General features: G+C 64.2%; 17 protein-coding genes. 11 read left to right on the top strand and 6 right to left on the bottom strand.

Annotated features, from left to right (window positions below; translation table 11 throughout):
* Position 1: 1 nt before the first annotated feature.
* The gene (locus ACTX90_RS15140; RefSeq protein ID WP_113607031.1) at positions 2-1,378 is read right to left on the bottom strand and encodes an MFS transporter; all 1,377 of its coding nucleotides are present in this window, start codon (positions 1,376-1,378) and stop codon (positions 2-4) included.
* Between the two features lie 202 nt (positions 1,379-1,580).
* Between ACTX90_RS15140 and ACTX90_RS15135 the strand changes: the two genes are divergently transcribed.
* Complete coding sequence (locus tag ACTX90_RS15135; protein ID WP_052772495.1) at positions 1,581-1,940, top strand: nuclear transport factor 2 family protein; 360 nt, start codon at positions 1,581-1,583, stop codon at positions 1,938-1,940.
* 130 nt (positions 1,941-2,070) lie between these two features.
* Here ACTX90_RS15135 and purB read toward each other — a convergent pair whose 3' ends face one another.
* Positions 2,071-3,480 carry an adenylosuccinate lyase gene (gene purB / locus ACTX90_RS15130; protein ID WP_047120160.1) on the bottom strand — a complete coding sequence of 470 codons (1,410 nt, stop codon included), beginning with the start codon at positions 3,478-3,480 and terminating at the stop codon, positions 2,071-2,073.
* 160 nt (positions 3,481-3,640) lie between these two features.
* On the opposite strand from purB, the gene ACTX90_RS15125 reads away from it, so the two are divergent.
* Both ACTX90_RS15125 and ACTX90_RS15120 read left to right on the top strand, forming a co-directional pair.
* Positions 3,641-3,913, top strand: coding sequence for a hypothetical protein (locus ACTX90_RS15125; RefSeq protein ID WP_047120159.1), 273 nt, complete (start codon positions 3,641-3,643; stop codon positions 3,911-3,913).
* 2 nt (positions 3,914-3,915) lie between these two features.
* On the top strand, positions 3,916-5,283 hold the full coding sequence (locus ACTX90_RS15120) for a hypothetical protein (RefSeq protein WP_443442331.1): 1,368 nt from the start codon (positions 3,916-3,918) through the stop codon (positions 5,281-5,283).
* Positions 5,284-5,305: 22 nt separating this feature from the next.
* Here ACTX90_RS15120 and ACTX90_RS15115 read toward each other — a convergent pair whose 3' ends face one another.
* Entirely contained in the window at positions 5,306-5,692 is a 387-nt protein-coding gene (locus tag ACTX90_RS15115; protein WP_443442330.1) for a phage holin family protein, read from the bottom strand.
* An 81-nt stretch (positions 5,693-5,773) separates the two neighbouring features.
* Between ACTX90_RS15115 and ACTX90_RS15110 the strand changes: the two genes are divergently transcribed.
* The 8 genes from ACTX90_RS15110 to ACTX90_RS15075 all read left to right on the top strand — a co-directional run bounded on the left by ACTX90_RS15110 (position 5,774) and on the right by ACTX90_RS15075 (position 17,192).
* Positions 5,774-6,889: a histidinol-phosphate transaminase gene (locus ACTX90_RS15110; protein ID WP_120991075.1), complete on the top strand. Its 1,116-nt coding sequence runs from the start codon at positions 5,774-5,776 to the stop codon at positions 6,887-6,889.
* 122 nt (positions 6,890-7,011) lie between these two features.
* On the top strand, positions 7,012-8,151 hold the full coding sequence (locus ACTX90_RS15105; RefSeq protein ID WP_053798836.1) for a thiamine pyrophosphate-dependent dehydrogenase E1 component subunit alpha: 1,140 nt from the start codon (positions 7,012-7,014) through the stop codon (positions 8,149-8,151).
* Positions 8,148-9,122, top strand: coding sequence for an alpha-ketoacid dehydrogenase subunit beta (locus ACTX90_RS15100; protein ID WP_443442329.1), 975 nt, complete (start codon positions 8,148-8,150; stop codon positions 9,120-9,122). Before ACTX90_RS15105 ends, ACTX90_RS15100 begins: the two co-directional genes overlap by 4 nt.
* Positions 9,123-9,131: 9 nt before the next feature.
* Complete coding sequence (locus ACTX90_RS15095) at positions 9,132-10,544, top strand: dihydrolipoamide acetyltransferase family protein (protein WP_443442328.1); 1,413 nt, start codon at positions 9,132-9,134, stop codon at positions 10,542-10,544.
* Between the two features lie 93 nt (positions 10,545-10,637).
* Positions 10,638-12,185 carry a hypothetical protein gene (locus ACTX90_RS15090; protein WP_443442327.1) on the top strand — a complete coding sequence of 516 codons (1,548 nt, stop codon included), beginning with the start codon at positions 10,638-10,640 and terminating at the stop codon, positions 12,183-12,185.
* Complete coding sequence (locus ACTX90_RS15085) at positions 12,182-14,737, top strand: DUF5129 domain-containing protein (RefSeq protein WP_443442326.1); 2,556 nt, start codon at positions 12,182-12,184, stop codon at positions 14,735-14,737. The genes ACTX90_RS15090 and ACTX90_RS15085 overlap by 4 nt, the downstream gene beginning before the upstream one ends.
* Positions 14,738-14,928: 191 nt before the next feature.
* Positions 14,929-16,329, top strand: a complete 1,401-nt coding sequence (locus ACTX90_RS15080) for an FAD-binding oxidoreductase (RefSeq protein ID WP_443442325.1) — start codon at positions 14,929-14,931, stop codon at positions 16,327-16,329.
* Between the two features lie 317 nt (positions 16,330-16,646).
* Entirely contained in the window at positions 16,647-17,192 is a 546-nt protein-coding gene (locus tag ACTX90_RS15075; protein WP_113607023.1) for a hypothetical protein, read from the top strand.
* Positions 17,193-17,394: 202 nt separating this feature from the next.
* Here ACTX90_RS15075 and ACTX90_RS15070 read toward each other — a convergent pair whose 3' ends face one another.
* The 3 genes from ACTX90_RS15070 to ACTX90_RS15060 form a co-directional block, all read right to left on the bottom strand.
* Entirely contained in the window at positions 17,395-19,452 is a 2,058-nt protein-coding gene (locus ACTX90_RS15070; RefSeq protein WP_443442324.1) for a S9 family peptidase, read from the bottom strand.
* Between the two features lie 147 nt (positions 19,453-19,599).
* Positions 19,600-21,054, bottom strand: a complete 1,455-nt coding sequence (locus ACTX90_RS15065; protein WP_443442323.1) for an amino acid permease — start codon at positions 21,052-21,054, stop codon at positions 19,600-19,602.
* Positions 21,055-21,065: 11 nt separating this feature from the next.
* Positions 21,066-22,478, bottom strand: coding sequence for an aspartate ammonia-lyase (locus ACTX90_RS15060; protein ID WP_047120151.1), 1,413 nt, complete (start codon positions 22,476-22,478; stop codon positions 21,066-21,068).
* Between the last annotated feature and the right edge of the window lie 21 nt (positions 22,479-22,499).

Below are 22,499 nucleotides of genomic sequence, written 5' to 3'. Positions count from 1 at the left end.
CTCAGGCCTTCCCCGCGAAACCCGAACCGCGGCGTACGTAGCAGAACCAGGTCGCCGCCAGCAGCAGCACGTAGAGTCCCACAAACACTCCGAAGGCTGGCACGTAGGAACCCAGCTTCGACAGGGACAAGCCCAGCACCTGCGGAATCAGGAATCCGCCGTAGGCGCCGATGGCCGAAACCAGGCCCAGGGCCGCGGCGGCGCTGCGCGCCTGCTCGGCTCGGGTACGGCCGCTGCGACGTCCCGAGAGGGCGAAGACTGCCGGGATCATGCGGTAGGTGGAGCCGTTGCCGAGGCCTGCCGCGGTGAACAGGGCGAGGAACAATCCCAGGAAGACCGGGAAGTCCACCTGTCCCAGGCTCAGCATCAGCGCGAGAGTCAGCGCGGCCATTACCGCGAAGGCTGCCAGGGTGATGCGGGCCCCGCCGAAGCGGTCGGCCAGCTGTCCTCCGTAGGGTCGTGCCAGCGACCCGACCAGCGGTCCGAGGAAGGCCAGGGAAACGACTGCGGTGCCCAATTGAAGCGAGGAGTACTCGGTGAAGGTATCGGCCAGCAGTTTGGGGAATACCGCGCAGAAACCGATGAACGAGCCGAAGGTGCCGATGTAGAGCCCGGCGATGATCCACAGGTGCTTCTCGCGCAGGCAGGCCAGCGCACCGCGCACGTCGCTGCGGGCGTTGGAGAGATTGTGCATGTACTTGGCCGCGCCGGCCGCTGCGGCCAGGATCAGCGGGATCCAGATCAGGCCGGCCATGGGAAGCTGCAGTGTTCCCGCAGCGAAGATCGTGATTGCGATCGGTACCAGCAGCTGGGCGATGGCCGCACCCAGGTTGCCTCCGGCCGCGTTAAGCCCGAGGGCCCAGCCTTTCTGGGCCGCGGGATAGAAGTAGGTGATGTTGGCCATCGAGGAGGCGAAGTTGCCGCCGCCGAAACCCGAAAGCCCGGCCAGGGTCAGCATGATCCAGAAAGGCGTCTCGGGGTTCGCCGTGGCCAGCGCCAGTCCGGTGACCGGGATCAGGAGCAGCAGCGCGGAGATGATGGTCCAGTTCCGCCCGCCGAAGCGGGCGACCATAAACGTGTACGGGATGCGCAGGGTGGCACCTACCAGGCTGGGCATGGAGATCAGCCAGAATAGCTGGCTCGTGCTGTAATCGAATCCGGCGGCCGGCAGGTACACGGCGAGGATCGCGCACAATTGCCAGACAGCGAAGCCGAGGAATTCCGCGAAGATCGACCAGCGCAGGTTTATCCCGGCCGTGCGCCGGCCCACGGACTGCCAGAAGTCAGGATTCTCCGCGTCCCAGTTGTGGACCCAACGACCCCGGGTGATTTCCAGCTGGTCAACGGCGGGACGTAGTTGGCGGGATTGCGTGCTCATGCGACTCGATGCCTTTCACTTGTGGATGCTGTTGAGCATTCCAGAGCGAGGTTTCAGCGGCATGCGTTTGTTGTTGCCTCGGTGGCAATTCGGGGTCACTTCTCCAAGGCCGTGGCGAGAGGGGCCGGTAACCTGTTGGAAACGAGAGCGGACTGAACGTTCCACAGGGGAAGTTGAAGGATCCGGACCGTAGGCTTGATGCATGTGGGAATCGGATATCTCAAAATATCGGGATGTGTATGAGGCCGAGTTGGCGCTGCTTTCCTCTGAGGTGCGACATGACAGCCAGCTGACAGAGTCCTACCTCGCACCCGACTTCGCCGAGATCGGCAGGTCAGGTCGTCGGTGGGTGCGCAAGGACCTCGTGGCCGCGCTGCAGTCGGAGCCTGCGGGCATTTTGCCGCAGACTTCTGAATGGCTTTTCAACCCCGTAGGTCCCGGACTGGTGCTGGTGACCTATCGGATTCAGAAGCACGCGACGGCCAGCAGGCATTCCTCGTTATGGGAGCTGGAGGGGCCCGTACTGAGATATCACCAGGGCACTCCCATCGCCAAGGAATGATCCAGTTGATTCATTGGAGTCCAAGCATTGCGTAATTGTCCGTTAACGGTGCCGCTGTTCCACCGCGTCCATTAACGAAGCTGGTCCCGTCACCATAGGGTGACGGGACCAAGCCGGAAAGGTAAAACGACTACTTCTTCAGGTGATCCACCAGCTGGGAAGCAATGCCGTTGTAGGTGCCAGGGGTCAGCGACTGCAGGCGCTGCTCGGCTTCGGCCGACAGGCCCAGCTCTCCGACGAATTCCTTCAGGCGGGTCGCGTCCACGCGATGGCCGCGGGTCAGGTCCTTCAGGCGCTCGTACGGGTTGTCCATGCCCTCGACACCGGCGATGGCCTCGGCACGCATGACCATCTGGATGGCCTCGGCGAGGACCTCCCAGTTGTGGTCCAAGTCGTCGGCCAGCACTGCCTCGGCAACGTCCAGGCGGTCAAGGCCCTTGGCGACGTTGGAGATGGCCAGCACCGAGTGGCCGATAGCCGAACCGATGTTGCGCTGCGAGGAGGAATCGGTCAGGTCGCGCTGCCAGCGGCTGGTGACCAGGGTTGCGCCCAGGGTGTCCAGCAGGCCGTTGGAGATTTCCAGGTTCGCTTCGGCGTTCTCGAAGCGGATCGGGTTGACCTTGTGCGGCATGGTCGAGGAGCCGGTGGCACCGGCCACCGGGATCTGCGCGAAGTAGCCGATGGAGATGTAGCTCCACACGTCGGTGCACAGGTTGTGCAGGATGCGGTTGAAGCGGGCGATGTCCGCGTACACCTCTGCTTGCCAGTCGTGCGACTCGATCTGGGTGGTCAGCGGGTTCCAGGTCAGTCCCAGGTGCTCGACGAAGCCCTGGGAGATCTGCTGCCAGTCGGCGTTTGGAACCGAAGCGTAGTGGGCGGCGTAGGTGCCGGTGGCGCCGTTGATCTTGCCCAGGTACTCGGTCTTCTCGACGCGGTCCAGCTGGCGGGTCAGGCGCCATGCAAGCACGGCCAGTTCCTTGCCCAGGGTGGTCGGGGTGGCTGGCTGGCCGTGGGTGCGCGAGAGCATCGGCACGTCGCGGGACTCCTCGGCCATCTTGGTCAGCTGCGCGACCAGGTCGCGGGCTGCCGGCAGCCAGACCTGCTGCACGCCACCCTGCACGCCCAGCGCGTAGGACAGGTTGTTGATGTCTTCAGAGGTGCAGCCGAAGTGGACCAGCGGCTTGAGCTGGGCAATGCCGATGCCTTCAAGGCGATTGGCGATGTAGTACTCGACGGCCTTCACGTCGTGGACGGTCACTGCCTCGATCTCGGCCAGTTCCTGCACGGAATCGGCGTTGAAGTCGGTGACGATCTTTCGCAGCGCAGCCTTCTGCTCAGCGGTGAGCGGCGAGGTGCCCGGAAGCACGGAGTTGTCGGTCAGGTGGATCAGCCATTCAACTTCAACGTGAATGCGATCGCGGTTCAAAGCCGCCTCGGACAGGTAGTCCACCAGCGGGGCGACGGCCGCGCGGTAGCGTCCGTCGAGGGCGGTCAACGCCAGGGGTTCATTAGCAAGGGAAGTGCGCGCAATCTCAACCATGCTCTTATTCTTTCATCCCTTGGCACCGCGGCATACTTTTTACGCTCGGGCCTAATCCACATTCCGCGGGCCAGCGCCTGCCCGGGACGGCGGATACGGGCATCCTGAAGGCTCACGGGCCTGCCGTGCAGAGGACGGCCCACGAGGCGGGAGTAGCGCGATGATGTTTCAGGCAACGCTGGATTCGGTGGCATTCCAGCTTTCCGATGCCAAGGACACCACCCGGTTCGCTATTGGCCAGTTGTCCCAGATCAGCGGGCTGACTTGGAGATCTGAAGCGGGCAGGGCTTTCGCTGCGCAGGTGGGGGAGCTGAGCGGACGGCTCCAGGTGCTGGCCGGGGTGCTGGTGGATGCCGAGGCCTATCTGGCAGTGGCCACGAACGAAATCCATGCGTTGGAAGCCCAGATCAACGAGCAGCGGATGGCGTCCTGAGCATGGGATATGACGTCAATTACAACGCCGTGGATTACGCGGATTCCCGAGCCATCTGCGTCGATGTCTATACCCGGCTGCAGCAGATGGAATTGAGCCTGCTGCGCGCCGCGCAGCAGGCTGCGCAGTGCCAGGACGACGTCAACCTCCAATGCAGCATCGCGGGAGTGGCGGCCCGTGGCTACAATCTTGCGCTGCTCGCGGAGCACCTGCGCAACGGCTACCTGCATGCGACCGAGGCAGTTATCGCCGGGCGGCGCCTGGATGAACGGGTGCGTGCGGCCATCGAGAATTACGAGTCAGCAGAGCAAGTGACGGAGAAAATGCTGCTCGCGGCGAATTGGCTGCATGTCGTGACGAGATTTCTCCAAGAGACATCGGGCAACGGCAACAGGCCACCGACGCAGCAGATGGAAACCATGCTGCAATTGCTGATGCTCGCCAACCCGTGGAATATCTTGCGGCCCGAAGCCGGCATGGATGCACTGGTCACCGAAACCACCAAGCAGCTGGGCGAAGCGGTCGGCACCATGGACCCCGACGGCCGGCTGGAACTGACAGGGGAGCAGCCGCCCGAGCAACTGCAGGCCAATGGAAATCTGGACGACTACGCCACCTTGCACCGTTTGCTATACGACGGCGGGGCCGAGGAACAGGGCAAATTCGTCATCGCGCAGCTTGATTCGAAGACCTTTGTTCTGGTGCTGCCGGGAACCCAGGACGGTTTCGGGGGAGCCAATCCCTTCGACTCGATGGGCATCGTCGACGGATTCGGCCGCGATTCGGAAAACTTTGCCGAACCGATTGCCCAGGCTTTGGAATACTCGGGGGCGGGGCCCGGTGACGAGGTGATTCTCACCGGCTACTCCCAGGGCGGCATCCATGTTGCCAACCTGTTGAAGAACAAGTTGATGCGCAAGAAATTCACCATGACCCGTGCGCTGACCTTGGGCTCGCCGATTGGCGGCATTCCGGTGCCATCAGAAGTGAGAACCTTGTCGGTGGAAGATTCCAAGGACATGGTTCCCGGAACCGATGGACGGCAGAACCGAACCTCGCCCAGGCAGATGACGGTGACCTTTGACGGGCCGCGCAAGGACGTCGAGGACGCCCTGCCCCAGGGCGGCGTTTTCGGGCCTCCGCATTCCCTTCCGAACTACGAAGACCACCTGCGTGAACTTCAACGAAATCCAGCTCCAGACGTGCGCAAGCAATTGGAAGCATTCATGCTGCCTCCCGGTCCGTTGACGTTCCGCCGATTCAAGCTGGAACGGAAATCCCTTCCAAAACAAAAACCGCGCGGCCAGGAGCCGCGCGGCAGTGGGAAACAGCGCAAGCCGCTGGACCACGAGATCGCCCCGCCGCACTAAATGGCGGGACGACGGACGGGTGCTACCGGCGGTCGCTGCTGACGAACAATCCGAGCACCGCGGAGACGATGGAGATGATGATGGTGCCCGCGATCGCGTCCCACCAGAAGCGGTCGATGATCAGCTCCGCCGGGATGAACCGGGTGAGCCAGCCGGTCAGCGCAAGCATCAGCGCATTCACGACGATGGTGAACAACCCCAAGGTCAGGCAGGTGATGGGCAGCGACAGCAGGCTGACTATCGGGCGGACCAGCGCGTTGACCAAACCGAAGATCAGGCCGACCACCAGGTATGACACCACGAGGCCCAAGGTGTCATCGCCAACGGCGTAGATATGGATTCCGGGCACAATCCAGACGGCAACTGCTAGTGCCAGCGCATTTACGATGACTCGAATCAGGAAACTCATGATAAAACCTTCGCACATAAAGCTGGGTCGTAGATGAAAACTAAATCACCTTTCACCACTTCCGGGGCTACGCTGGGATTTATGACTGAGAATTCTGTGCCCCAAGACCAGGTGCAGCCGCGATCGATCGTTGCCCGCCTGCCCAAGTACGCCGCCGGAAAACCGCCGGTACAGATTCAGGGGCTGAGCTCCTTCAAACTCTCCTCCAACGAGATTCCCTTCGGCCCGCTGCCGCAGGTGCGCCAGGCGGTCCTCGACCAGGATGCGCTGAACCGTTATCCGGACCCGCTGAGCACCAAGCTGCGCGAGGCATTGGCGGACTACCTCGACGTCCCGGCCGATGACATCGTCACCGGCGCGGGCTCGCTCGGTGCGCTGGTCCAGATCCTGAACACCTTCGCCGGGCAGAACGAGGACGGCATCCAGGACGAGGTCATTTTCGCCTGGCGTTCCTTCGAGGCCTATCCGATCCTCGTGCAGACTGCCGGCGCGCTTCCCGTGCCGGTTCCGGTGCTTGCCGATGGGCGGCATGACCTTGAAGCCATGATCGAGGCCATCAACGAGAACACCTCGGTGATCCTGCTGTGCACTCCTAACAACCCGACCGGCCCGATCCTCACGCAGGCCGAGGTTGACGACTTCATTTCCCGGGTGCCGCGCAATGTGCTGATTGTGCTGGACGAGGCCTACATCGAGTTCGTGCGCGATCCGCAGTCCGTGGATGGGGTGAAGACCTACAAGGCCAACCAGAACGTGGTCCTGCTGCGCACCTTCTCCAAGGCCCATGGCCTGGCGAACCTACGTGTGGGCTACTCGGTGGCCCATCCGGAAATCACCAACAACCTGCGGGTCATCGCAACCCCGTTTGCGGTCTCCTCGGTGGCCCAGGACGCGGCGATCGCCTCGCTGAAGCATATCGATGCGGTGTACGAACGGGTGGATTCACTCGTCGCTGAGCGCGAACGCGTGGTGGCTGCGCTGGTGGAGCAGGGATGGAAGTTCCCGGCCACGCAGGCGAACTTCGTCTGGCTGCCACTGGGCGAGAAGACCACGCAGTTCGTTGAACGTGCTGAAGCCAGGGCATTGTCGGTGCGCGGCTTCGCTCACGAAGGCGTGCGCATCTCGATTGCGGAGCCGGAAGCCAACGACCGCTTCATCGAGCTTTGTGCAGAGTCTCTCGATTTGGCGCAGAGCTGAGCGGCGCTGTTTTCTCGCGTTTTTACAGGCAAACGCTATAGGCTTGGAAATTAGACAAGCCGCTATATGTCCCATGCGGAATGTATTCCGTGTGGGGCATATTTATTACCGGAGGAAGATTTATGACGCCTGCTGCGACCGAGGTCGGGCCGAAGGATCCGGTGCAGATCCTGACCCCCGACGGCCAGCGCCTGCCCCACGAGATCTATGACGCCTATTTGGGCGACGTGGACGAGGACATGCTGCGCGGCTTCTACCGCGACATGGCGTTGACCCGCCGGTTCGACCAGGAGGCGACCGCCCTTCAACGCCAGGGCCAGCTGTGCCTCTGGGTTCCGTTGCGCGGCCAGGAAGCGGCGCAGATCGGTTCGGGACGCGCTACCCGCCCCAGCGACTACATCTTCCCGACCTACCGCGAACACGGCGTCGCGCTGACCCGCAACGTCTCCTTCTCCGAGATGTTGCGTCTGTTCCGCGGCATCTCCGGCGGCGGATGGGACCCGCGGGAAAACAACTTCCACATGTACACCATGGTGCTCGCAGCCCAGCTGCCGCACGCGGCCGGCTACGGCATGGCGCTGAGCATGGAGCAGCGCGGCTGGGACGAGGAAAAGCTCGCCGCCGAGGGCAACGCGGTTCTCGCCTACTTCGGCGATGGCTCGTCCACCGAGGGCGAGACCCACGAGTCGATGGTCTTCGCCAACTCCTTCAACGCCCCGGTGGTCTACTTCTGCCAGAACAACCAGTGGGCCATCTCGGTGCCTTTCGAGGTCCAGTCCAAGGTGCCGCTGGTCGAGCGTGCCGCAGGCTACGGCATGCCTGGCATCCGCGTGGACGGCAACGACGTGCTGGCAGTGCTGGCAGTGACCCGCTGGGCGCTGGAACACGCCCGCAGCGGCAAGGGCCCGGTGTTCATCGAAGCTGACACCTACCGGCTGGGTGCGCACACCACGGCGGACGATCCCACCAAGTACCGCATGACCGAGGAAGAAGCCGCCTGGGCGCCGCTCGATCCGCTGATCCGCCTGGAGACCTACCTGCGCGAGAACAACATCGTGGACGACGCCTTCTTCGAGCAGCTGGCCAAGGACGCGGACCAGATGGCCGCCACCGTGCGCGAGGACGCCATGGCCTTCCCGGTGCCGCCGCTGGCCAAGTCCTTCGAGCAGGTGTACGCCGAGGCGCACCCGCTGATCCAGGAAGAACTGGCCTGGCACCTGCAGTACGAAGCAGGATTCGCAGATTCGGGAGAGAACGCATGAGCACCATGACACTGGCCAAGGCCATCACCTCCGGCCTGGACAAGGTGCTGGAGTCCAACGACAAGGCGCTGCTGATGGGCGAGGACATCGGCAAGCTCGGCGGCGTGTACCGCGTGACCGACGGACTGCAGAACAAATACGGCGCGCACCGCGTGATCGACTCGCCGCTGGGCGAGGCCGGCATCGTGGGCAGCGCGGTGGGCATGGCCCTGCGCGGCTTCTGCCCGCTGGTGGAGATCCAGTTCGACGGCTTCGTGTTCCCGGCCTACAGCCAGATCACCACGCAGCTTGCCAAGATGCACGCCCGTTCCGAGGGCCGGCTGACCGTCCCGGTGGTCATCCGCATCCCGTACGGCGGCGGCATCGGCTCCATCGAGCACCACTCCGAATCACCCGAAGCCCTGTTCGCGCACACCGCGGGCCTGCGGATCATCACCCCGTCCAACGCGAACGACGCCTACTGGATGATCCAGCAGGCGACGGCGTGCCAGGACCCGGTGATCTACTTCGAACCCAAGCGCCGCTACTGGCTCAAGGGCGAGGTGGACACCGAGACCCCGGCCCTTGACGCGTTCAAGGCGCAGGTGGTGCGCAGCGGCGACGACGCCACCATCGTGGCCTACGGCCCGCTGGTGCCGGTGGCGCTGGCCGCCGCGGAGGCCGCCCGCGAGGAGGGCCGCTCCATCGAGGTCATCGACCTGCGCTCGCTCTCGCCGATCGACTTCGACACCATCACCGAGTCCGTGCAGAAGACCGGCCGGCTGATTGTCACCCATGAAGCGCCGACCTTCGGCGGGCTGGGCGGGGAGATCGCCGCGCGCATCTCCGAACGCGCCTTCCTGTCCCTGGAGGCCCCGGTGCTGCGCGTGGGCGGATTCCACATGCCGTACCCGATCTCCAAGGTCGAATCGCAGTACCTGCCAGACATCGACAAGCTGCTCGAAGCGCTCGACCGTTCCTTCGCCTACTAGGAGCCGAACATGACCGTCTTTAACCTGCCCGATGTGGGCGAAGGCCTGACCGAAGCCGACATCGCCTCGTGGAAGGTCGCCGTGGGCGACACCGTCGAGGTCAACCAGGTCTTCGTGGAAATCGAAACCGCCAAGTCCCTGGTGGAGCTGCCCAGCCCGTTCGCCGGGGTGGTCACCGCCCTGCACGCCGCCGAGGGCGAGACCGTGCTGGTGGACAACCCGCTGATCACCATCGACCAGGAGGGTAACAAGCCGGCCCCGATCGGAACCCCGGAACCGGCCGAGGCGCTGGCCACTGCGGCGCCCGTGGCCAGCGAGGAGCCCGGCCCGCTGGTGGGCTCGGGCCCGACCGCAGACTCCTCGGTGCGCCGCGCGCGCACCAACCGCCCGGCGCCCTCCGCTCCGCCGGCGGCGGCCCGTCCGGCCGTGCGCGCTTCGGCCATTGCCGACACCATCTCCCGCCGCGCCGCCTCGCTGGGAAGCGCGGTGACCCGCGAGGTCGACCGCGCCAAGCCTGCCATGGCAAGCTTCGTCGACCGCGTGCTCGCCAAGCCGCCGGTGCGCCGCCTGGCCAAGGAACTGGGCATCGACATCAACGATGTCGTGGGCACCGGAACCCAGGGCGAAATCACCCGCGAGGACGTCAACAGCTACCAGGCCCAGCGCGAGGCCGAGCACGCGGCGGCGCCGACCTACTGGGCCCATGGCCAGCTGGCCGACGCCCGCGTGGACCGCACCGCGGTGCGCGGCGTGCGCAAGGCCACCGCCAAGGCCATGGTGGACTCCGCCTTCACCGCCCCGCACGTGTCGATTTTCGTGGACGTGGATGCAAGCCGCACCATGGAGTACGTGGCCCGCCTGAAGAAGTCCCGGGACTTCGAGGGCATCAAGGTCTCCCCGCTGCTGGTGCTGGCCCGCGCCGTGATCTGGGCCGCGGCCCGCAACCCGAGCGTGAACGCCAGCTGGGTGGAAACCCCGCAGGGCGCCGAGATCCACCAGAAGCGTTTCATGAACCTGGGCATCGCGGCCGCCACCCCGCGCGGCCTGCTGGTACCGAACATCAAGGACGCCCAGAACCTGAACATGAAGGAACTGGCGGTCGCGTTGAACGACCTGGCCACCACCGCCCGTGCCGGCAAGACCTCCCCGGAGGACATGCGCGGCGGCACCCTGTCGATCACCAACATCGGTGCGCTGGGCATCGACACCGGCACCCCGATCATCAACCCGGGAGAGGTCGCGATCGTCGCCTTCGGCACGATCCGCCAGAAGCCGTGGGTTGTGGACGGGGAGGTCGTCCCGCGCTGGATCACCACGCTGGGCGGATCCTTCGACCACCGCGTGGTGGACGGGGACCTGTCGGCCCGCTTCATGGCCGACGTCGCCTCGATCCTGCAGGAACCTGCGATGCTGTTGGACTAGTTCCCGGCCCGCAGCCAGGGCCCCTTTGAATCCTCTTGATTCAAAGGGGCCTTGGCAGTTAAGAAAAGCAGCTGTTGATACAATCGTTGGATTATGAGTTATCTGCTTTCGACCGCCCGGCGAATCGCGACGGCCCTGCTGGTGCTTCTTCTGCTGGTGCTCGGGGGATTTCTTGCGGCGCCCGTGATGGCGGACGAACAGATTTACGAGCCGATCTACCCGGTGGGCCCCAGCGACGCACCGTCGAAAGGCCAAGACGAAGACAAGGGCAAAGGCACGATCCGCGTCCCGGACCTGGTCGCCGAAGAAGGGGACTTCCACCTGGCGGTCATCGACTCGGTGCAGTCGCAGATCGACAACCAGGAAGTCCTGGACGCGGTCCGCGAGACCATGGGCCAGACCAACGCCAACATCGTGGTGGGTGTCGATGCCGCCGACAATGCGATGGAAGGCGGGGCAGCCCAGTTCATCCGTGCCTTGACCCTGTTCGGTCCCACCTCTTACCTGCTCCTGCACGACGACTGGCCAGACAGCACCGACACCAAGGGCTACATCCAAGACGGCTGGATCGTCATCGGCCTGATGCTTCCGGACAAGGACGGCAAGGGCGCGGAGATCGCGATCGACAAGGCCTGGAATGTGACCGGGGACCGCTCAGCGGCCCTGTCCAACAGCGTTGCCGCGTTGCGGCCGATGATGGACAAGGAAGACTACACCCAGGCAGTTATCGAATCGGTGCGCATCACCACCGAGGAATTGAAAGCGCCCAAGAACACCCTCGGCACGTTGCTGCCGGCCAGTTCAGAGGGCAATCGGACTGTGCTTTTCGTGGTCCTGGGTGTGCTGGGCGCATCGCTCACCACCTACGTTGTTTTCCGCGGCATCCGCAAGCGCCAGCGTCAGGCAACCACGGAGCGCAGCGCACGCGCAGCACAGCTGGTCCAGCAGCTGCCGCAACAACTGCGCGACCTTGAATCCTGCAAGCTGCCAGCCCTCAGCGCGGATGCCGGGGGCGTCATCCAGCAGCGCGCCGAACTGCTGGAACGGGCCATCGCACCGCTCGCGAAGGCAGGGCAGGAAGCGGTGCACCGGGTCTCGGCGGCAACTGCAGTCAGCCGCGCGGAACTTGAACGGCTGGAAGTGATCAGCCGGTGCCAGAAAGAACTGGTGTCGGCATGCACCGCGCTCAACGGGCTGCTCGGCAACTCGAATCCAAGCCGCCAGCGCTGGGGCTCGATTATCTCCGCGCACCGGCAGCTGCTGGATGAATGCGCGCAGTTCCTCGACCGCGTGGACGTCGCGCCACTGAAGGCCGCCTCGAGCGTGCGTGCGCATTTGGTGACCGATACGGACGCCCTGGATGAAGCCCAGCAGTGGCTGGATAAGCCGATGTCCAGAAGAGCAGAGCCGGTTGACATGCTGGAACGGCTCTGGGAACTGCGGCTCGCGCTGGCTTCGGATCTGGATCAGCTGCTGGAACAGGCAACGAGAAAGCGGATCAAGGTCCCGCACGAGCTTGCCGTCCACCGCGCCGACCGTCCAGAGGGCGGCACACGGAGGCTTGATGACCTGGCCACCCTGGAACAGGCGTCGCGGCAGGTGCAGCGCTGGATGGATGACCACCCGGGGGACAAGGCATGAGCCGGTTCACGGCCTTCGACTCGCACGGGCGCAAGCTGCGCCGTCCGCACTCGCTGGCGCTGATCCCGGCAGTGCTCATGGCCCTGGCCACCACAGTGATTGCCGGGATGGGTCTGTCCACCTACGTCGCGTACGGGCAGGAGAACACTCCCCAGCACGAGGTGAAGATCGTGGTGGAAGGCACACACGACTGGAACATCAGTCAGGAAACCGTGGATGCCGCCGCCGGAGGTCCGATCCTCGCGCACCGACCGCTCACCTTGACCGTTACGGATCGATTCCTGACCGGCGACGAGCTGCTGCGCGGCGTGGTCCCGGATCATGACATCCTGCTCAGCACCCAGCTGGAGAACCTCGAAACCGACGACCACAAGATCCAGCAGCGTTTCGAAGGCACCGCGGTACGCGCGGACCTGCTGGAGGGACGGGACCGCAAGGCGTACGACGAAACAGATATCCGTTTCGAGATCGACAATGCGTTCCGTGACAATCTGGGTTTGGGCCACGGACCGAAATCCGTTGTGGCCGCCGCCCAACGCGCGGCAGTGGTGCTCTACGACCCGCCCAACACCAACCCGGTTTTCTGGATCTCGCTGATCGCCCTGGCCGCCACGGCGAGCACGGTTTTCCTGCTGATGGCCCTGCGCTACAACCTGCGATGGGAAGCAAAACACCGCCGTCTCGTCGCGGCGCAGCGCAAGCTGGCCCGCGTCGTGCTGGACCTCGAAGCGCTCGAAGCGACCTTCTACGCGGCGCCGGAGACCGAGCGCCCACAGGGCTTCCGGAAATCCTGGCTCCAGCTGCAGAAACTGTCTCTGGACTTGGCCAGGTCCGAAAGTTCGCTGACCGAGCGGGTCTATTCGCGCAAAACCGCCTTCAGGGCGCAAACCGCGCAGCAACTCGTCGAATTCGAGGCGTCCGCCCGCAAGCTGACCAGCTTGTCCGACGCGTTGATGGGCGCAGGCTCCGTGCACGCGCGCTTGGTCGGGACCGGGACGACCTTCGACCGGCTCAGCGCGCCGATCAACGATGCCATGACGACGCTGCTGATCCGCTTGGAGCAGGCACCCGGCCGAATGGTCGCCAACGGCGACATCGAACAGCTGCGTTCGGCCCTCGGACAGCTGCTGGACGCAGCCGCCGGGGATCCGAAGAACCTGCAGGCCGTCGAAAAGTGGCAGCGGGCCGAGCAGCATCTGGTCGAGCTTTTGACCAAGCAGAAAAAGAAGATCTCCCGGTACCCGCACGGCAAGGTCGCCGCACCAGCTGGCGCGCCCCAGGAATACCGGGAGCTGAAAACCTCGCTGGGACTGGACGCCTCGACCGGCAGGGACGGCTACGCGAACGCGGCCTACCTGGATGCGCTGGCGAAATCCATCACCGGTGAAACCCTTGAGTCAGACCGGAAGACGACGGCAAGGCAGCGCACTGAATCGGCCTACCGGCCCAGTGGGCCGCGGCTGGCCGTGATGCTCACCGCCCTGCTGCTGGTCGGCATGATTCCGGCCGGCATCACTGCCGCAAACGTGGTTGAGGACCCGTTCCCCGACAGGGAAGGCACCGGCCGCGGTGCGCAGCTGGAGATCGACGACCCCAGCGGAGAGCTGTCCGATACCGAAATCATCCGCTACATGGACACCGATTTCCCGGTGCCGACCAGCATGGTGATCGCCGTCCGCGACGCCGAAGCCTACCTGGACCTGAGGACTGATCCTCCCGGATCTGAATACCGCTCGGCAGAGCCCCTGAGCCTGCTGACGTCCCTGTACCGCATCAAGCAGGAATTTCCAGAACTGCTCGACCCGATGACGAAGGAATTGAAGGACGGCAAAGCCATCATCCCGGTGTTCTCCACGGACGAAGGGACAACCATCGCCCCCGGCCTGATCAGCCCGGAAATCAGCACGGGTCAATACACCCTCGGCGGCACTTCGAACTGGGAGCACGGGAGCATCCACGAAAGCACGTATCCGGATATCACCATCGCCAACGTGGTGGACGACTATGCCGAAGGCATCCAACGCAACGGCTTCGAAGAAGATACCTCGATCAGCTTCGGGGGACTGTTCTGGCTGCTGACCATGTTGTTCTTCTTCACCGTGGTGAACATCGTCCTGGTCATCCGGTTCCTGCTCACCGCCATGTCAAGTCTGGGACGTTTCGGGCGCGGGACCGCCTCGTTGCGCTCGGCCAAGAAGAAATTGGCGCGCCTGCTCCTGGGACTGGACGAATCCCAGATCAACGCCGTGGCGGTTCTTGGGTCAAGCGGCAGCAACGGCCGCGCCGACGATGCAGGCCAGAGGCTCTTTGAACGTGCTCTGGCCATGGCGCTGCGGGAAGAACGGGAACTGGACGCCACGCCGTTGAACGAACGACTGCGCCGTGAGTTCAGCGCCCGCGTTGAGCACCTGGACCACCTGGCCGATGTCTTGGCCGAGCGCGACGCAGATGTCGCTCGCCGTGCCCAGAGATTGATCGAGGCCACACGCGGAGCCGGTGGAGATACTCCTGGCGGGGTGAAGTTGCCGGGACTGCACCCGATGAAAGCCTAGCGAGGGATGACAAGTCCGACTGGGCGTGAAAGCTTTGCGGATGCCTCAGTCCTGTCCTCTGGTTTTGGGGCTTGAACCATGAAATTGAGCCGAAAATCGCACGATCATGCCCATTGCTCCATGCAAAATGCGGGAGGAGAATTACCCACACCCAAGTTCCGATGCGATCTGTCCGAAGGAGCGCGCGCATCATGAACAATCCACTAATCTCAATAGCCGATCTCAGATCGCTGGGTGCTTCCCTCAGCGGAACCCTTGTCACGGCAGCAGACCACGAGTACGACGATGCCCGCGCCCTGTGGAACGCCATGATCGACCGCCGGCCCGAGCTGATTATCAGGGCCGGAGAGCTCACAGACATTCCGCTCGCCCTTGACTTCGCCCGAAGCCATCACCTGCCGCTCGCCGTTCGCGGAGGCGGGCACAACGTGGCAGGGCACGGCACCGTTGACCGGGGCCTCGTCCTCGACTTGCGTGCTTGCAACAAAATAATGGTCAATCCGTCTCTGCGACAGGTGAGCACCGGCCCGGGAACCCTCCTTGGCGAACTCGACCAAGCCACGAGCGCCCACGGACTTGCCGTTCCCGTCGGGGTGATCTCGCGGACAGGAATCGCAGGACTTTGCCTGGGCGGAGGATTCGGCTGGCTAACCAGAGCCCATGGCCTGACCGTCGACAACCTCATTGCCGCGGAGATGTACACGCCGAGCGGCGAAAAAGTCCGTGCCGATGCCCGGGAAAATCCCGAGCTGCTGTGGGGCCTGCGCGGCGGGGGCGGCAACTTCGGGATCGTGGCCGACTTTACCTTCTCCGCGCATACGCTTCCGGAAACGGTGCTGGCCGGAAACCTGATCTACCGGGCAGCGCATTGGCGTGGAGCATTACATGCACTGCGGGACTGGGCCGCGAACCTGCCTGATGCAATGACGGTCATTGCGACAGCTCTGGTCCCGCCGGAGGAATGGGAACTGGGCACTGACACGATCCTCGCGGTCGGCTTCGTCTGGGCCGATCCGGATCATGCCGCCGGAAGCGCATGCGTGGAGCGGTTTACGGAACTTGCACCGCCGGATGTCCAGGATGTCGCGGCAATCTCCTGGCCTGAATGGCAATCATCCATGGATGACGTCTTTCCCAAGGGCGTTCGCGCCTATTGGAAGAACACCGGTTTTGATTCCCTCGACGACGACACCATCGCACTGCTGGTAGACAAGGCCACTCAGCTCACATGGCCGGGCACGGCCTTTGATCTGCATGTCATGGGCGGGGCCATGGGACGGGTAGCGGAGGAAGCCACCGCGTTTCCCGACCGCTCCTCGGCCTTCTGGATCAACATCTATGGATTTTGGAAGGAGCAGGCTCAAGACGCACACCATCGGGAATTCATCCGCGGATTCCATCGGGACATGAGTGCAGTGGCCGAAGGCGGCGAATACCTCAACTTCTCCAGCACCGATGCCCCGACGACCGGCGGCTTCGACGCCTTGGCAGTGTATGGGGAGCAAAAGTATGCTCGGCTGGCGGCACTGAAGCGGCGCTATGATCCGCACAATGAGCTGCGCCTGAACCACAACATCAAGGTCACGGGTTGACCCCAGCCCGTGGCGCATCACGGGAAGCCGGCTCAAGATGCCCCACTGTCCGGGCACGGCCCGGGGCGTTGACACGCGCCAGCCGTGCCGGGGGGTACCAGCGCCTTGAAGGCCGTCGCGGGCAGCGTCTGCCCCGGGTATTTGTTGAAGATGGAAGTCACTAACGGATAAGCAGACTTTGCTCGATCAGAACACGTCCGTGAAAGATGCGAAGAGCACCCGCTGAGCTGGAAGCTATCATAGGTTCAAATACAAAATAACCTTTGACAAGGGTCGAGTCGTTAGGCTCTGCCCGCGCTTAGAGTCAGGATCCACGGATGGAAGATACGCCAAAAGCGGTGCACAGCGAAGCCTACATTCTGGTTCCACACACCGTGGAGGACCTCGATGATTTCGTGGAGAACCCCGACAAGTATCTGGTGGACATGTACGAGGCACCAGAACGCGCTGCCGACATTTGGCGCAATCGGCTCAAGCGAAACCCCTATGGCGGAGAAGGATTGCTCCAGGTGGCCTACTATGGAATCGACCTGATTTCAGCGTCCCTCTGGGATAACGTTGCAAGCCTGTGGATGGATCTGGTCGAAGTCATCGATTCGTTCCTTCAAACGGGCGAGGGCGAAGGACTATTCCCCGGTTCTCCAGTGCCGATTCACTTGCGTTCAAAAGGCCGTTCGACACTGTTCACCGTAGATGAGCAGACGAACGTGGTGGATCCGAAGGATTTCATCCCGGGGATGCTGGATGAAGCCCAGCGCTACTTCGAATGGATTCAGGAGAATATCGGCACTGACGAGTCCGGTGACCTTGGGGCAATCAACGAAGTTCGCGACTTGTTCGTTGAATGGTCTGCTCGTCACTAGACGCCTCGTGCATTAGAAAGCTGCAAGCGGCGCACTCGGCTGGTCCTTGGTTCCAACAACAGCAGTACCGGATCGGTGTGTCATGGCCGGCACCTGCGTCAGTGGTGGCGCTGTTTATCGTGCCCATCAACGGGGAAACCCACCAGCCCTTTGGCTCACGCCGGGCGCTGGTGGGTTTCAATACCGCCATCAAGAAGCTGGGCTATCCCAGCAGCTCAGGCAGTTCGCCCGGCTCCTGTCCCAGCACGTTCTCGGCCAGGAATCCGGTGACCACCTGGTACCAGATCTTCGCGTGTTGCGGGGCGAGCACCCAGTGGTTCTCGTCCGGGAAGTACAAGAAACGGTGGGCGGTGGTACCGTCCGCCTGCTGCGGCAGACCCGAGGAAGACAGCAGCTCGTACCACAGGCGCAGTCCTTCGCCGATCGGCACCCGGTAGTCCTTGTCGCCGTGGATGACCAGCATCGGGGTGACGATCTTGTCCACCGAATGATGCGGCGAATTCGCCTCGATCATCTCCGGGCTCATCTCGCGGGTCCAGTAGAACGAGGCGTCGGTGGTCTTCCCGAAGCCGTCCAGTGCCCAGAGGCTGGCGTGGGTGACGATCGCCTTGAAGCGGTCGGTATGACCTGCCACCCAGTTGGCCATGTAGCCGCCGAAGGATCCGCCCATGGCCGCAGTGCGGGTTTCGTCGATGTCGGCGCGCGCCTCGGCCGCGTCGGTGATCGCCATCAGGTCCGTGTACGGCGCCTGGCCCCAGTTGCCCCAGCCGCGCTGGATGAAGTCCTGGCCGTAGCCGGTGGACAGGGCAGGATCCGGCAGCAGCACCGCGTAGCCCTGCGCGACCAGCAGCCAAGGGTTCCAGCGCCAGCTCCACGCATTCCAGGAGTTCAGCGGTCCGCCGTGGATCCACAGCAGCAACGGAGCCTTGTTCTGCGCGCTGGCGCCTTCGGGCAGCGCCAGCCAGGCGCGGACCGTTGCCCCGTCGACCTCGGTGCTGATCTCTTCCAGGGTGCCCGGCAGCTGCGGACGCGGTGCGGGGGAGGGCAGCTCGGTGACCTGGACGTAGTCGCCGGCTTCCAGGTCGCCGATGTGGGTCAGGTCCAGTGCGACCGGCTCGGCAGGGTGCTCATAGCTTGCGCGCAGCGCATAGGCGGCACGGGAATCCGGGCTCACCAGCACGTTGGTGAAGGCGCCGGAGTCGGTGAGCCGGGTGACGCGGTCGTTTTCCAGACGCAGGTGGAAGACCGGGCCGTGCCCGTCCTCGTCGGCGACCAGCAGCAGCGACATGCTGTTGGGGACCCACACGATCTCCGTGGCCCAGCGGTCCCAGCCCACGGCGATCTGGTAGGACTCGCCGCTGGCCAGGTGCATGACGAACAGCTCGCAGGCCGGAGCTGAATCCGGAGTCGAGCGGCGCCAGCGCGCGTAGGCGAGCTTGGCTGAATTCGGGCTGATCTTGCCCATGGCGTATTCGTAGGTCTCGTCGGGGGCCAGCAGCATTTCCCGGGCGCCGGTATGCATGTCGATGCGCATCAGGCCGACGGCCTGGTCGCCGTGGCCTTCCGGGACGATCCATTCGGTGATCAGGAAGTCGCCATTGGGCGCGACATCAGAGGCTGCCTCCACGAGGCTGCCGCCGATCCCGGGTGTCAGGTCGGTCAGCTCGCTGTGCTCTTGCCCGGCAGGCAGGCTGGTTGCGTACAGGTGCGGGGTGGCCGGACCCAGGTCGTGGTCCCAGTAGCGCACCGGGTAGCCGGTGTGCAGGATGGCGGAGACCTTCTTCTCCTTGCGGGCCGCGCGCAGCTTGGCCTCGTGCTCCAGGTCGGTGGCCCGGCTGAGTGCCGAGGAGCGCACCAGCACGGTCTGCGGGGATTTGGCGCAGGTGGCCAGCGATTCGACGCCTGCCGGGTGGGTGATGACCGAGCGGGCTTCGCCGCCGGCGGCGGGCAGCAGCCAGCCTTCGGCCACAGCGTCGTCCTTGGAAGAGCGCTTGGCAGTGAACAGCAGGTCGCCGTCGGCGGTGAAGACGGGGCTCGACTCCCCGTGCTCCGAGTAGGTCAGCCGGCGGGCCGGGTTCTTGCCGGCCGGGTCGATTTCCCACAGCGCGTTGGTGTATTTGGTGGCGTCCTCGCTCAAGGTGCTCAGCGTGGTGACCAGCCGGCGCCCGTCGGGGGAGAGCGCCATGCCGCTGATCCGCGGCATGGCGACGTAGGAGTCCAATTCCTGAAATGAATGCTTAGAGTGTTTCACCTCACACATCATGCCACTATCTGTGCCCTTTACACTACTGGAAACCCAGATCATGTCGGAGGCCAACTACCCTTGATCGGCGCGCCCGATGCGAGGGGACGACCGATGGCCCGGGAAGAATCCCGGGCCATCGGTGGTGGAACAGCTGCGAAGCGGCTAGACCTTTTCGGACTGCGCCTCGGCGTTCAGCCGGGCGGAAGCCAGCTGGTTGATGCGGCCGCGGCACAGGTACCAGCCGCCGATCAGCATCGGAATGATGACAACCAGCGAAGCGATGGTCCAGGTGCCCACGGGGTTGTCGAAGGCCATCATGACCAGCACCGCGGCAAGGAACGCCAGCGTCACCCAGCCGGAGACCGGAGCGAATGGCATGCGGAAGCTCGGGCGCTGCATTTCGCCGGCGCGGACCTTTTTCACCAGCGCCATTTGGCACAGCACGATCATGCCCCAGGAGGCGATGATGCCGACGGCGGCGAAGTTCAGCACGATCTCGAATGCCGCGGCCGGAACCACAGCGTTCAGCACCACGCCGAGCACTGCCACCGCAGCGGTGATCACGATGCCGCCGTACGGGACGCCGGAACGGTTCATGCGTCCGGCGAAGCGCGGAGCCGAGCCGTTCAGAGACATCGAGCGCATGATGCGGCCGGTGGAATACAGGCCGGCATTCAGCGAGGACAAAGCCGCGGTGAGCACCACCAGGTTCATCACCACGTCCATGCCCTTCACCCCGATGGAGCCGAAGAACGTCACGAACGGCGACTCCCCGGCCGAGTAGGCGGTGTACGGCAGCAGCAGCGAGAGCAGCACCAGCGAACCGACGTAGAACACTGCGATGCGGATGATCACGGTGTTGATCGCCTTGGGCATGACCTTCTCCGGGTTGGCGGTTTCGCCGGCCGCGGTGCCGATCAGCTCGATGGACGCGTAGGAGAAAACCACACCCTGCATCAGCACCAGCACCGGCAGCAGCCCGTTGGGCAGCAGCCCGCCGTTCTCGGAGATGATCGAGAAGCCGACCTCGTGGCCGTCGACCGGGGTGCCGAAGAAGACGAAGTAGCAGCCGATGACCAGGAAGGAGACCAGCGCGACCACCTTGATCAGGGCAAACCAGAACTCCATCTCGCCGAAGACCTTGACCGAGATCAGGTTCATGGTCAGCACCAAGGCCAGGGCGGCCAGCGCCCACAGCCACTGCGGGACCGAACCGATCCATTCCACGTACTTGCCGAAGAACGCCATGTACAGCGCGACGGCGGTGATGTCCACGATGGCGGTCATGACCCAGTTCAGCCAGTATAGCCAGCCGGTGGCGAAGGCCGCCTTCTCGCCGTAGAACTCGCGGGCGTAGGACACAAACGATCCGGTGGACGGCCGGTGCATGACCAGCTCGCCCAGCGCACGCAGGATCAGGAAGGCGAAAAAGCCGCAGACCGCGTAGCTGATGACGATGCCGGGACCGGCCTGGGCCAGGCGCCCTCCGGCGCCCATGAACAGGCCGGTGCCGATGGCGCCGCCAATGGCGATCATCTGCATCTGCCGCGGGGACAAGCCCTTGTGGTAGTCGGAGTCGCCGGCAGTCAGCGCCGCCTCGGGGGTGGTTTTCTCCATAGGGTTCCTTTTTAGTCGGAGAGGTTGGCCAAACGCTCTGGGGAGAGCAGCTCGTTCAGGTCTTCGGCGGACAGCAGGCCGCGTTCAAGCACCAGCTCGGCCACGCCGCGGCCGGTGTGCAGCGCCTCCATGGCGATGGCGGTGGATGCGGAGTAGCCCAGGCGCGGGTTCAGCGCGGTGACCAGGCCGATGGAGTTCTCCACCTCGCGGCGCAGCGCGTCCTCGTCCACGGTGATGCCGTCGATGCAGCGGGTGGCCAAGGTCAGGCAGCCGTTGGTCAGGTGCTTGAGCGACAGGCCGATCGAATGCGCGATCACCGGTTCGAAGGCGTTCAGCTGCAGCTGGCCGCCCTCGGCCGCCATGGTCACGGTCAAATCGTGGCCCACCACCTGGTAGGCGATCTGGTTCACGACCTCCGGGATCACCGGGTTGACCTTACCGGGCATGATCGAGGAGCCGGACTGCACAGCCGGCAGGTGCAGGTCGTTCAGGCCCGCGCGCGGACCGGAGGAGAGCAAGCGCAGATCGTTGCAGATCTTGGAGATCTTCAGCGCCACGCGCTTGAGCACGCCTGACAGGTGCACGAAGGCTCCCACGTCGCTGGTGGCCTCGATTAAATCCGGGCTGGTGGTCAGCGGCAGGCCGGTCAGCTCGCGCAGGTGGCGGCAGGCGGCCTCGGCATAGCCGGCCGGGGCGTTCAGCCCGGTGCCGATCGCGGTGGCGCCCAGGTTGATCTCGGTGACCAGCGACAGCGATTCGGCCAGGCGGGCCCGGTCCTCGCCCAGGGTGACGGCCCAGCCGCCGAACTCCTGGCCCACCGTCATCGGCACCGCGTCCTGCAGCTGGGTGCGGCCCATCTTGACCACGGTGCGGAATTCCTCGGCCTTGGCCAGGCAGGAATCCTGCAGCACCTTCATGGCTTCCAGCAGCGGCTGGGTGGCGAAGTGGGTGGCGATATTGACAGCAGTCGGGTACGCGTCATTGGTCGACTGCGAGAGGTTCACGTGGTCGTTCGGGTGCAGGTACTGGTACTCGCCCTTGGCATGGCCCATGATTTCCAGCGCCAGGTTGGCGATGACCTCGTTGGCGTTCATGTTGGTGCTGGTGCCGGCGCCGCCCTGGATCGGGTCGATGATGAACTGCTCGTGCAGCTCGCCGGCCACGATGCGCTCGCAGGCGGCGTCGATGGCCGCGGCGCGCTCGGCGTCCAGCAGCCCCAGCTCGTGGTTCGCGCGGGCCGCTGCCTGCTTCACGCGCGCCAGTGCGCGGATCAGGTACGGGTTGCCGGAGAGCTGGGTCCCGGTGATGTCGAAGTTGTGCTTGGCGCGCAGGGTGTGCACGCCCCAATAGGCCTCGGCTGGGATGTCGAGGTCGCCGATCAGATCATGCTCTACGCGGGTGGCGGCGAGCTGAGACTGGATCATGGGGATATTTCTCCTGTGATG

This window comes from Glutamicibacter soli (genome assembly GCF_052322135.1).
GTDB classification, from domain to species: Bacteria; Actinomycetota; Actinomycetes; order Actinomycetales; family Micrococcaceae; genus Glutamicibacter; species Glutamicibacter soli.
Note: the sequence above shows the minus strand (reverse complement) of the source record. Positions and strands in the feature narration are given on the sequence as shown.